At 77.0% G+C, this 12,250-nt stretch carries 6 protein-coding genes; 2 read left to right on the top strand and 4 right to left on the bottom strand.

All coding sequences use genetic code 11. The annotated features are described in order from the left end of the window. The first annotated feature begins 113 nt into the window (after nucleotides 1-113). Nucleotides 114-842, top strand: coding sequence for a ThiF family adenylyltransferase (locus J1M37_RS04100; protein ID WP_206452161.1), 729 nt, complete (start codon nucleotides 114-116; stop codon nucleotides 840-842). A gap of 42 nt (nucleotides 843-884) precedes the next feature. Here J1M37_RS04100 and J1M37_RS04095 read toward each other — a convergent pair whose 3' ends face one another. After that, entirely contained in the window at nucleotides 885-3,014 is a 2,130-nt protein-coding gene (locus tag J1M37_RS04095; RefSeq protein WP_078025606.1) for an ATP-dependent DNA helicase UvrD2, read from the bottom strand. Nucleotides 3,015-3,029: 15 nt separating this feature from the next. Beyond that, nucleotides 3,030-4,019: an NAD(+) diphosphatase gene (gene nudC, locus J1M37_RS04090; RefSeq protein ID WP_049147297.1), complete on the bottom strand. Its 990-nt coding sequence runs from the start codon at nucleotides 4,017-4,019 to the stop codon at nucleotides 3,030-3,032. 72 nt (nucleotides 4,020-4,091) lie between these two features. On the opposite strand from nudC, the gene J1M37_RS04085 reads away from it, so the two are divergent. After that, nucleotides 4,092-5,198 (top strand): phosphotransferase, encoded by a 1,107-nt coding sequence (locus J1M37_RS04085; RefSeq protein WP_049147296.1) that lies wholly within the window; start codon nucleotides 4,092-4,094, stop codon nucleotides 5,196-5,198. On the opposite strand, the gene J1M37_RS04080 is transcribed toward J1M37_RS04085, so the two are convergent. Further along, on the bottom strand, nucleotides 5,173-8,703 hold the full coding sequence (locus J1M37_RS04080) for an ATP-dependent helicase (protein WP_049147293.1): 3,531 nt from the start codon (nucleotides 8,701-8,703) through the stop codon (nucleotides 5,173-5,175). The two genes, J1M37_RS04085 and J1M37_RS04080, sit on opposite strands and share 26 nt — an antisense overlap. After that, nucleotides 8,691-12,131, bottom strand: coding sequence for an ATP-dependent helicase (locus tag J1M37_RS04075; RefSeq protein WP_206452160.1), 3,441 nt, complete (start codon nucleotides 12,129-12,131; stop codon nucleotides 8,691-8,693). Before J1M37_RS04075 ends, J1M37_RS04080 begins: the two co-directional genes overlap by 13 nt. Nucleotides 12,132-12,250 lie beyond the last annotated feature (119 nt).

The raw sequence follows: 12,250 nt of genomic DNA, 5'->3' as shown, positions 1-12,250 counted from the left end.
GCGGGACAGGGCGCATCCGGCCATTGTCCGGCATGGGCCGCAGGCTGTGGACAATCCGGCGCGGTCCGGGAGTGCCCTGGCAGGGTGGGAGGCACCGAGCCGAGAGGAGAGCCGTGCGCACCGTCGCCGAGACCGTCACCACCGTCCCTCATGACGCCGCCGCGTCAGCGCTGGAGCCGGGGGCGTGGGCCCCGCCGACCGACGTCCACGTGGCGGGCCTCGACGCGGTGGGCGCGGCGATCGCCCACGCACTGGCGGGGGCCGGGGCGCTGCGCCTGGCCCTGTGGGATCCGCGGCCCGTCGACGCCGCGGACCTGGGGACCGGCCTGCTGCCCGGGGACCTCGGTCGGCCCCGGGCGGGTGCGCTCGCGCGCCGGCTGGGCGATGTGGCCCCCGGGCTGCGCCTCTACGCGCACCACGGCCCGGTGCCGGTGCTCGTGGGGCAGGCGACGGTGGCGGTGGGGTCCGTGCTCGACGCGGACCTGGCCGCGCACGCCCTCGCCGCCGACCACCCGCTGCTGCCGGTCACGGTGGGGCCGAGAGCGGTCACGGTCGGACCGTGGTGCGCCCCCGGGGTGCGCGGGTGCCCGCTGTGCCGATGGCCCGCGGACCCGGCGGGCGTCCCCGGTGCCCCGACGGCGCCCGGCCCGTCGGCGCACCGGGGACAGGTGGACGGGCTCGCGGCGCTGCGGGCCGTCGTGCTGACCGTGGACGCGCTGCGGACCGGACCGGCCCCCGGCGTGCTGCGGGCCGATCGGGTGACGGGACGCACGCGCCGAGTGAAGGTCCGCCCCCGGCCCGGCTGCGCCTGCGACCCGGACGCGCTCGGCTGGGCGTTCTGACGGGGGCGGCGCCGCCGGCGGAACGGGGTGCGGGCCCGCGGCTCAGGCCGTCGGGGTGCCGTGCAGCAGCTCGAGCAGCTCCGGTCCGTGCTTCTCCAGCTTGGCCTTGCCGAGGCCGGGCACCTTCAGGAGCTCTGCCGGGGTCCTCGGCATGGCCTCGGCGATGGCCACGAGGGTGGCGTCCGTGAACACCACGAACGCGGGCATCCGCATCTCGGCGGCCGTGCGGGTGCGCCAGTCGCGCAGCTCCTCGAGCACCGCCTCGTCGTAGGTGGCGGGGCAGTCCAGGCAGCGGCCGACCTTGCGCTCGGCTCCCGTCTCGAGGGGCTTGCCGCACGTGCGGCACACGGCGACCTTCGCACCCCGGCGCCGCGGCGCCGTCGGGCCGGCCGCGGATCCGCGGGCCGGGGCGTGCTCGCGGGTGCCGCCGAGGGTCGGGTCGATGGCCCACAGGAACCGGGAGGGCCGCCGGGTGGAGCGCCCGCCCGTGCCCCGCGAGAGCGTCCACGTCAGCGACAGGTGCTGGCGGGCACGCGTGATCCCCACGTAGAGCAGGCGCCGTTCCTCGTCCACCTCGGCCTGGGTCTCCGCGAAGGAGATCGGCATGAGCCCCTCGGACAGGCCCACGAGGAACACCGCATCCCACTCGAGGCCCTTGGCCGAGTGCAGCGAGGCCAGGGTGATGCCCTGCACCGTCGGCGCGTGCTGGTGCTGGGCCCGCTCGTCGAGCTCGGCCACGAGCTCGGTCAGCGTGAACTCGGCCCCGCGCGTCGTGGCGAGCTGGTCGGCGAGGTTGACGAGGGCGTGCAGGGACTCCCACCGTTCACGGGCCGCGCCGGTGGCCGACGGCGGTTCGGCGGAGTAGCCGAGCGAGGAGAGCACGTCCCGCACCCGGTCCGTGACGTCGTCGCCCGTCAGGTCCTGGGCCGCGCGGGCGGCCGCCCGCAGCTGCAGGATCCCGTCGCGCACCTCGCGCCGGGAGAAGAACCGCTCGCCGCCGCGCAGCTGGTAGCCGATCCCCGCCGAGGACAGCGCCGTCTCGAAGGCCTGGGACTGGCCGTTGGTGCGGAACAGGACGGCGATCTCGGAGGCGGGCACGCCGTCGTCGATCAGCGCCGCGATCCGGTCGGCGACCCAGCCGGCCTCGGCCTCGTCGTCGGTGCACTCCGCGAACACGAGGTCGGGGCCGGCCGGCCGCTGGGAGACGAGCTCGAGGGGGTCGGGCCAGCGCGGCATCGTGCGGTCCCGCTCCCCCGCCTTGGTGCGGTCCGCCAGCAGGCGGTTGGCCGCCTCCACGATCTGCGGGCTGGACCGGTAGTCGCGCACGAGCCGGACCACCGTGGCCGCGGGGTACCGCTCACGGAAGTCGGTGAGGAAGCGGGAGGTCGCGCCCGTGAACGAGTAGATCGTCTGGGAGGCGTCGCCGACGACGCACAGGTCGCCGCGGTCGCCGAGCCAGAGGTCGAGCAGGCGGTGCTGCAGCGGCGAGACGTCCTGGTACTCGTCCACCACGAACACGCGGTACTGGTCCCGGATCGTGGCCGCGATCTGCGGCTCGGTGGACAGGATCCCCACGAGGATCAGCAGCACGTCCTCGAAGTCGATCATGTTCCGGGCTGTCTTGGCCTCCTCGTAGCCGGTGTAGAGACGGGCGACGGTGGTGGCGGTCCAGCCGGCGGGCATCTCCCGCTCCTTCGCGGCCTCGGCGTAGCCCTCGGGGGCGTGCAGGGAGACCTTGGCCCATTCGATCTCGCCGGCGAGGTCGCGCAGTCCGGCCCGGTCCACGGTCATCCGCATGCGCTGGGCGACCTCGGTGAGCAGGCGCACCTTGTTCTCGATCAGCGAGGGCATGGGGCCGCCCACGGCCTGGGGCCAGAAGTACTGCAGCTGGCGCAGGGCAGCGGAGTGGAAGGTGCGGGCCTGGACGCCGGCCACGCCGAGGTCGCGCAGGCGGGTGCGCATCTCCGCGGCCGCACGCGCCGTGAAGGTCAGGGCGAGGGTGCGGTGCGGGTCGAAGACGCCGGAGGCGACGCCGTAGGCGATGCGGTGCGTGATGGCGCGGGTCTTGCCGGTGCCGGCGCCGGCCAGGATGCAGACGGGCCCGTGCAGGGCCGTGGCGGCCCGGCGCTGCTCCGGGTCGAGGCCGCGGAGGATCTCGTCGGGAGTGCTCATGCGGGACGAGTCCTCCTAGGTGATCAGGGTCTGCGCATCGGGCAGCGTCCCACCGTACCAATCCTCGATGAGCGCCCGCGCGATGGACACGGCCCCGGGCAGGGTGACGTCGCCCTCGCGGGCCAGACGCGCGAGCTCCTCCCGCTCGAACCAGCGCACGGAGAGGATCTCCTCGCCGTCCGGAACCGGCTCGGCGCCGGCCGGTGCCAGCGCGGTGAACCCGAGCATGAGCGAGCGCGGGAACGGCCACGGCTGGGAGCCGCGGTAGCGCGGCTGCGTCACCGTGACCCCGGACTCCTCCGCGATCTCCCGGACCACCGCGTGCTCCAGGGACTCCCCCGGCTCCACGAACCCGGCCAGGCAGGAGTACAGCCCCTCGGGCCACGCCGCGTTGCGGCCCAGCAGGATCCGCCCGGCCGGGTCGATGACGGCCACGATCACCGCCGGGTCCGTGCGCGGGAACTGCTCCCGGGAGCAGTCGCGGCAGCGACGCACCCAGCCGGCCGCCTCGACGTCCGTGACGCCGCCGCAGAACGCGCAGAAGCGGTGGGTGGCGTGCCAGTTGGCGTTCGCGACGGCGGCCACGAACAGCCCGGTGTCCGCGTCGCTGAGGGCGGCGGCCGCGTCGCGGAGGCCGACCCACACGGCGTCCGCGAGCGCGGTGGCCGCGTCCTCGGGCAGGGCCGCCGGCGGCTCGACGGCGACGGAGACCACCTCGCGCTCCCGCCCGTGCGGGCCCCGGTCCGCCGCGGTGCCGCGGCCCAGATACGCGGCCTCGGCCGGCACGGGACCGGAGGGCGCGGTGAAGACGAGCCGGCCGTCCGCGACCGGTGCGCGGCCGCCCTGCAGCCACAGGACCTCCGTCCCCTCGCGCGCCCAGGACGCCGCCAGGTGGCCCGGGTCGAGGCGGGCCACGGCACCGCGGTCCAGCTCCTCGCGGGCCAGCGGCAGGGCCAGGGGTGGTGCGGCGGTGGGGTCGGACGACGACGGGGGGCAGGAGGCCATGCGTCCAGGCTAGCGACCCGTCTCCGGTGCGCCCGACGACGGGGGAGGGCGTTCCGCGCCTAGGCTGGAGGGGTGGATCGTCAGCCCCTTCGTCTCGCAGCCCTGGCCGCCGCGGCCGTCCCCGGCCTCGCCCCCGTCTCCGTGGAGGCGAGCCCGGACGACCCCGCGGACTTCTCGACCGCCGTCGTCGTGGACGGTGAGGGCCAGCGGTGGCGGGTCCGCTCGCCCCGCACCCCGGAGGCGGGCATCCGTCTCGAGACGGAGCTGCAGGTGCTGGCGGGCCTGACCCCGGCGGTGCGCGCCGGCCTGCCGTTCCGCACGCCCTCCGTGGCGGGCGCGGTGCGGCTCGAGGGGCTGCGCACCTTCGTCTACCAGGACATGCCCGGGCGTCCCGTCACCCTGGACGAGCTGGCCCGGCTCGGCGAGCCCGCGGTGCAGGACGTGGGCCGCGTGCTGGCCGCGATCCACACGCTGCCCTCGGACGTCGTGGACCACGCGGACCTGCCCTCCTACACGGCGGAGCAGATCCGGCAGCGTCACCTCCACGCCCTCGACCAGGCGGCCACCTCCGGCCGCGTGCCGCCCCTGCTGCTGCGCCGCTGGGAGGAGGCCATGGAGGAGGAGGCCCTGTGGCGGTTCACCCCGGTGCCCGTGCACGGTGACCTGCACGAGGACAACCTGCTCCTCGAGCGCGGCCGCGTGGTGGGCGTGACAGGCTGGACGGACCTGCACGTGGGCGACCCCGCCGGCGACGTCGCCTGGCTGGCCGCCGCCACGGACCCGGACCTGGCCGACCGCGTCCTCGACGCCTACGCGGCCCGGCGGGCCGACGCGGGGGCCGCCGACGACGGCGACGCCCACCTGATGCGCCGTGCGGCGCTGCTCGCCGAGTTCGCCCTCGCCCAGTGGCTCACGCGGGGCCTGGACCGGCACGACGAGGCCATGGTCGCCGAGGCGGAGGCCATGCTGGCCGAGCTCGAGGGCGACGTGCGCGCCGCGCAGGAGGCGGCCGCGCGCCAGGCGGAGGCCGACGCGGCCGCCGACGCCGCCGAGGACGCCCGGGATGCGGCGGAGGACGCCCGGGAGGCCGCGGCCGTGAGGAGCGCGGACCCGGAGACGGGGTCGCTGCCCGCCGTCGAGGTGGTGCGGTCGATCAACGGCGGGCCAGGGCGTCCGTGATGTGACGCTCGAGCTCCTCCTCCCCCGGCAGGTCCGGGAAGGAGCGCTCCTGCCCGTGGGCCACGTACACGAAGCTGGCCCCGATCCGTTCCAGCGGGATCCCGTGCAGCCGTGACCAGGCGAGCCGGTAGACGGCCAGCTGCAGCGACTTGAGCTCGAGGTCGCGGCCCCGCGGCACGGCGCCGGTCTTCCAGTCGACGAGCTCCCAGTCGGCCTCGGGGTCGAAGGGCAGGCGGGGGTCCCCGCCGGAGCGGTAGATCGCGTCGACCCGGCCCCGCAGCGTGATCCCGCCGACCGTCGTCTCGACCGGGGCCTCGACGAAGGCCGGGGTGCGCTCCGCCCAGCGCGAGGAGCGGAACCACTCCTGCATCGGGCCGAGGTCGAGGGCCTCGTCGACCCACAGGTCCGCGGCGTCCTCGGCCGAGTCGATGTCCAGCATGCCGGTGGCCCCGAAGCGCTCCTCGAGCCACGCGTGGAACGCCGTGCCGCGTCGCGCCGCGTGCGCGGGCGGCCGGGGCAGGGGCCGGCGCAGCTGCTCGGCCACGGCCTGCGGGTCGGCGGCGAGCTCGCCGTAGAGGGACACGGAGACGTGCTCGGGCAGGGCGGTCTCCCCGCCCGTCCCGGCGACGTCCCGGCGGCGCAGCAGCACCCAGTCCACCTGGCGGGCCAGCTCCGGGTCGTCCCCGAGCGCCGCCGGGTCCGCGGCGTGCACGGCCGCGGCGGCCGCCTCCACCCCGTGCCGGCGGGCCCGGGAGCGGTGCGGCAGCGGCTGCCAGCGTTCCTCGTCCTCGGGGTCCTCCGGGTCGGCGACGAAGGCCTCCGGGCCGTCGAGCGGGTCGAAGGGCCAGCGGGCGACCAGCGTCCGGCCCGCGGCGAGGTTGGCCTCGGGCAGGTCGTCCTCGGCGGGGGCGGGGCCGAGCGCGACGCCGGGCACCTCCCCCGCCAGGCCGGCCACCTCCTCGAGGAAGGCCGAGGCCGGCAGGGGCTCCTTGTTGACGCCCTTGAACAGGGAGGTGCTCAGCCACAGGGCGGATCGCGCGCGCGTGTACGCCACGTAGGCCAGGCGCCGCTCCTCGCGCTCGGCGTGCGCGGCCACGGCCACGGCATACGGATCCGGGTTGCCCTCCTGGGCCGCCTTGGAGCTGTACTTGGTGCCGGCGGACTGGACCCAGTCCCGCTGGTCCTGGGCCCACGAGCCGTCCCACTGCGGCAGCGACGCGCGGTCCCCGCGCAGGGGCCACGGCAGCGCGCCGGCCCCGGGGCTGGTCCAGCGATCCGCCCGGGTGGAGGGGAACGTGCCCTCCTGCAGGCCGGGGACCGCGACGACGTCCCACTCGAGCCCCTTCGAGGCGTGCGCGGTGAGCACCTGGACCAGGCCGGGGGTGGGTTCGGCGTTCTCGACGCCGAGGCCGTCCTCGTGCTCGAGGACGGACTCCGTCCAGGCCAGGAACGCCGTCAGGTCCGTCGCCGTGGTGCCGGCGCCGAAGTCGCGGGCCGCGTCCTGGAACGCGTTCAGGTGCCGCCGGGCCGCGGCCGCGGAGACGCCGGGCCGCAGGGCCACCTCGACGTCCAGCCCCGTCTCACGGATCACCTCCGCGATGAGGTCGGCCGGGTCCTCCCCGGTGCGCGTGGAGAGCCGGCGCAGCTCGGCGTTGACGGCCCTCAGTCGGGCCAGGCCCTCGGGTGAGAAGCCGCGGCCACGGGAGCCGACCCAGTCCGTCCCCTCCCCGGGCAGGGAGTCGAGGGCCTCCAGCAGGGCGGCGGCGTCGGCGTCCTCCTCGGGGCTCACGTCCCGGTCCGGGGCCGCGTCCGGGGCAGCCCCGGCGGGGTCCTCCCGCCCACCGGCGGCCCGCTGGGCCCGCAGCCGCGAGACGAACCGGGCGCGCTCCTGGAGCACCTCGAGGTCGGCCACACCGATGCGCCAGCGCGGGCCGGTGAGCAGGCGGACGAGCTGGTCGCTGCGCGTGGGGTCGGCCAGCACGTGGAGGACGGCGAGCACCTCGGCGACCTCCGGCAGCGCCAGCAGCCCGGAGAGCCCGAGCACCTCGTAGGGCAGGCCGGCGGCGTCGAGCGCGTCCAGCACGGGGCCGAACTGGGCGCGGGTGCGGCACAGGACGGCGCGGCTCGGGGTGGTCCCCCCAGGCCCGGACCCGGTGAGGGCGCCGAGGCGGGCGACGACGTCGGCGGCCTCCTCCTCCGCGGTGACGAACCGGTCCACCCGGACGACGCCCTCCCCCGCGCCCGGTCGGGGTCGCAGGGTGCGCACCTCCACCGGCGCGCCGCCCGCCGCGGCGGCGTGGGCGTTCAGCGGCGCGGCGACGGCGTTGGCGACCGCCAGGATCGACTCCTCGTTGCGCCACGCGATCGTCAGGTGCGAGACGTCCGCGTTCACACGCCGCGGGGCGCCGCCGGGGCCGGTCTCCAGCCGGGGGAAGGCGTGCGGGAAGGCGAAGAGCTGTCCGGCGGAGGCGCCGCGGAAGCCGTAGATCGACTGGTGGGGGTCGCCCACCGCGGTGACGCAGTGCCCCAGCCCGGGCGCGTCGTCCTCGGGGCCGCGCGGGCCGAACAGCCCGGCGAAGATCCGCATCTGGGCGTGGGAGGTGTCCTGGAACTCGTCCAGCAGCACCACGGGGAACCGCGCGCGCTCCTGCTCGCCGGCCGCCGGCACCTCGACGGCGATGCGCGCCGCGTGGCGCAGCAGGTCGCCGAAGTCCATGACGTCCTGCTCGCGCTTGACCTCGTCGTAGCGGGCCACGAGGTCCGCCATGAGGGCGCGGTCCGCCAGGCCGGTCAGGAACTCCTGGATCTCCTTCGAGGGGGTCTTGGCGCGCGGGGGCAGCGGCAGGGCGCTCCCCTGCTCGGCCAGCCGGGCGAGGAACCCGCGCACCTCGTCCGCACTCACCAGGTGCTCGGCCATGTCCCCGGCCAGCCGCAACGCCTGCGTGATGAGCCGGGACGGGGCCACGCCGAGGGTGTCCGCGACCACCGGATGCGAACGCACGACGGCGCCCATGAGCCGGTGGGCGTCCGCGCCCCCGAGCAGCCGCGCCTCCGGTTCCACGCCGATCCGCAGGCCGTGGTCCCTGACGAGCGCGCCGGCGTAGGAGTGGTACGTGGACACCGAGGCGCGGCCCAGGTCCTCGGGCTCCCCGTCGAAGCCGGGGATCTCGAGGCCGGAGCGCAGCAGGGCGTCCACGCGCCCGTTGATCCGCTCGGCGAGCTCACCGGCCGCCTTCCGGGTGAACGTGACGCCGAGGACCTCGTCCGGGCGCACGAGCCCGTTGGCCACGAGCCATACCACGCGGTCGGCCATGGTGGCGGTCTTGCCGGAGCCGGCGCCGGCCAGCACCAGGCGCGGAGTGAGCGGGGCGGTGACCACCTCGGCCTGCTCCTGCGTGGGCGGGGGCAGCCGCAGCCGCGCCGCGATGTCCTCCGGGGAGTGGACCGCGTCCTCGACGCGCGGACGATCGGTCTGGGCGGCGGGATCGCCGGTCAGCGGGGCCATTCGGTGACCTGCCTTCCTTCGGAGCAGAGCGGACAGACGGAGGGCAGCGCGCACCGGCGGGCGCCGGCCTCGTGGAGGGCGAGGAAGCGCGGCCCCGTGGTGCGGCGGGCCGCCGTGAACACCTGCTCGAGCGCCCAGGTGTCCTCGTCCTCGAGGGCCGGCTGGTCCTGCACCTTGGTCTTCTGGGTGCCGGCGCCGAGCTGGACGAGGGCCGCGCCGGCCGGTGTCGTGGGGTGCTCCAGGCCGGCGAGCGCGGCGCGCAGGGCGGGGTCCGTGGCGGGGTCGTCCCGGACCTGCTCCAGACCGCCGGCGCGGACGGCCACCTGATAGGCGGCCAGCTGGGGCTGGCGCGCCATCTCCGCGCCGGTGGGCGCGCTGCGGCCGGTCTTGAGGTCGGCGATGAAGGGTCGGCCTTGCGCATCCGCCTCGAGCCGGTCCACGACGCCGGTGATCCGGACGGTGGTCCCGCCCCAGGTCAGGTCCGCGAGGAGCCGCACCTCCTGGGCCACGGGCCGACGCCCGGCCGCCCGGGCGATGCTCCAGTAGCCGATGTAGGCGTCCACCAGGCCGCGGGCCCGGTCGTGCTCGATCTCCGTGATCCAGCCCTCCGGCAGGCCGAGTTCGGGCAGGCGGCGCTCCAGTTCGGCACGCACGTCCTCGGGCACGCCCTCGGGATGGTGTTCGGCCACCGAGTGCACGAGCGTGCCCACGGACTGGGCGAGGGTCCCTCCCGCGTTCGCGCCGACGTGGTACAGCACCCAGTCCAGCGGATTGCGCAGGGCCGTCTCCACGCGGGAGGGCGAGAGCGCGACGACCTCGTGCTCCGGGTCGACGAGCGCGGCCTCGGTGGACAGCGGCAGCAGGCCCCACCAGCGTCGGGGGTCCGCGACGGTCACGCCGTCCTCGGCGAGGGCCGCCAGGCCGGCGGCCGCCGCCGCCCGGGGTGTCGCCCCGTCGGCCGCGTCCGCCTCGTCCCCGGCCTCCAGGACGCGGCGCAGCCGGCCGACGAGCGCGGGCGCCGTGATCGGGTCGGGGACCGCGGTGAGCCGCCGGACGCCGGCGGCGTCGCGCGCCTCGGCGGGCAGCCGTTCGGGCGGGTCCACCAGGTCGAGGAAGTCGGAGGGTCCCTCATCCGGCGCGCGTACGGCCGTGGCGACCACCTGACGCCGTGCCCGGGAGACCGCGGCCGCGAGCATGCGCAGCTCGTCCTGACGCACCTCGCGCAGCCGGGTGCGGTGGTCCGTGGGCCACGGGGCGTCCGCGGGCAGGGTCACGAGGTCCACGAGGTCGGTGGCGCCGAGCAGCTGGCCGCGCAGCCGGGTGTTCGGCCACACGCCCTCCTGCAGGCCCACGACGATCACCGTGTCCCACTCCTGGCCGGCCGCCGCGGCGGGGGTGCGCACGTGCACGGCGTCGCCGGACTCGGCCCGGCGGGCCAGGGTGTCCACGGGCAGGTCCTGGGACTCCATGTAGACGGCGAACGACTCGGGCGACGCGCCCGGGAACTGGTCCACGAAGCGCTCGGCCACCTTGAACAGGGCGACGACGGCGTCGAGGTCCGCGTCCGCCCGGCGGGACTCGCGGCGGTCGTTCGCGTGCTCGGCGGGCCGCAGCGCGAGCGAACGCCACCGCTCGGCCCGACCGGAGGCGGACCACAGCGCCCACAGCACGGTCTCGGGCGAGGCCGAGGGGGCGCGGGCGGCCTCCAGGCCGTCCCGGAGCATCCAGTGGACGCGGCGCAGGGCGCGGTGCCGCTCGTGCTCGGGGCCGGCCAGGCTCGGGTCCAGCAGGGCCGCGGCGAGCAGCGCGTCCGAGGTGCGCCGGCCGCCCCGGCCCCGCTCGGCGGCCAGCAGGTCCTGGCGCAGCCGCCGCACGTGCAGCGCGCTGGCCATCCCGTACCGGCCGGTGAGCAGTCCCACGACCTCGTCCGGGTCGAGCACGTCCTCGACCCGGGCCTCCGGATCCTCCGCGAGCGCCCCCGCCGCGTCCACCAGCGTGAGCAGGGGCGCGACGGCGGGCTCCTCCTTCAGCACGAGCCCGGCGGCGTCGCGCAGCACGGGGACGCCCTCGGCCTCCAGGTGGCGGGCGAGCGCGGCCACACGGGAGCCGGAGCGGGCGACCACGAGGATCCGGTCCAGGGGCACCCCGTCCTCGTGGTGGACCCGCAGCACCCGTTCGAGGACGAGCTGGTCCTCGTGGGCGCGGGTGGGCACGACGTGCGCGCGGACGGCGCCGTCACCGTCCGCCGGGACGGTCTCGGTCCGGGTCCGTTCGACGCCGGCGGTGCGCTGGCGGACCCGGCGGGCCACGCGCAGGTAGGCGTCCTGGACCTCGGCGCGCATGCGGTGCCCGCGCGTCAGCACCCGGACGCGCCCGTCCGGGGACGCGGGCGGGGCGGCCCCCGGCACGGGATCGGGGTCGAGGACCCCGGGGTACCGGGCGAGGAGGTCGGGCCGGGCGCCGCGGAAGCCCTCCACGGTGGTGTCCGGCGACGCGGTGAGCAGCACGTCCCGCCCGCGTCCGAGCACGGTGAGCAGGTCGTGCACGGCGGGGGTGGCCTCGTGGAGGTCCTCGACCACGAGCACGGCCAGGCGGTCCCGCTCCGCCGCCACGAACGCCTGCGCCGCGGCGTCGCGCTCCGGGTCCTCGGGATGCCGCTCGGTGAGCACGCGGACGGCGGCGGACAGCAGCCCGGCGGCGTCGAACGCCTCGGCCATGCCCAGGTCGATCCGGTCCCGGTAGTCCTGCAGCAGCACGGCCGCGGCCTCCCACTCGGGGCGCCCGTGGGCGGTGCCGAGCTCCTGCAGGCGGCCCGGCTCGAGGCCGAGCTCGCTCATGCGGTCCACGAGCTCGCGGACCTCGCGGCGGAATCCCCGCGCCTCCACGGCGGGGGCGACGTCGGCCGGCCAGTCCGGCGCGGCGGCGAGGCCGGCGGCGTAGCCCTCGAGCAGCTCGGCGATGACCGTGTCCTGCTCGGCACCGGTGAGCAGCCGGGGGGCGACCTCCAGATGCCTCAGCGGTCCCGTGACGCGGGCGCGGCGCAGCAGGTCGAACGCGTAGGAGGACCAGGTCCGCACGGGAGTGACGGCGCGGGTGCCTCGACCGGCGGCGGCGAGCCGGCGGGTCAGGGCGTCGCGCAGCCGCGCCGCCGCGTCCCGGCTCGGGGCCAGCAGCAGGAGGGACTCGGGGTCCAGCCCCTCCTCGATCCGGCGGGCCGCGTACTCGACCGCCACGGTGGTGCGCCCCGTGCCGGGGGCGCCCAGCACGAGCACGGCGCCGTGCCCGGGGGCGAGCGAGGCGATCGCCTCCTGCTCGTCCGTGAGCGTGATCCGGTCCTCGGGCGCGGCGGCCGTGCGCACCAGCCGGGCGGCCCGTTCCGGCGCCGCCGCGTCGTCGTCGAAGGGGTCCTCCCCGTGTTCCCTGGTCATGGACCCATCCTCGCACCGGGCCCGGACACGATACGGTCGGCGATCGCACGGATCGCCCGCGCGGCGCCGTCGTCGGGCTCCCAGCGGGCCCGGCGCAGGTCCACGCGCCCGGCCGGGGT

Origin of the sequence: Micrococcus sp. KRD012 (assembly GCF_017168555.1) — a bacterium.
GTDB lineage: Bacteria > Actinomycetota > Actinomycetes > Actinomycetales > Micrococcaceae > Micrococcus > Micrococcus luteus.
Note: the sequence above shows the minus strand (reverse complement) of the source record. Positions and strands in the feature narration are given on the sequence as shown.

Excerpts from the sequence above, each read along its gene's own strand:
- nudC (WP_049147297.1), bottom strand. The coding sequence starts at position 4,019 with ATGGCCTCCTGCCCCCCGTCGTCGTCCGACCCCACCGCCGCACCACCC.
- J1M37_RS04080 (WP_049147293.1), bottom strand. The coding sequence starts at position 8,703 with ATGGCCCCGCTGACCGGCGATCCCGCCGCCCAGACCGATCGTCCGCGC.
- J1M37_RS04095 (WP_078025606.1), bottom strand. The coding sequence starts at position 3,014 with ATGAGCACTCCCGACGAGATCCTCCGCGGCCTCGACCCGGAGCAGCGC.
- J1M37_RS04075 (WP_206452160.1), bottom strand. The coding sequence starts at position 12,131 with ATGACCAGGGAACACGGGGAGGACCCCTTCGACGACGACGCGGCGGCG.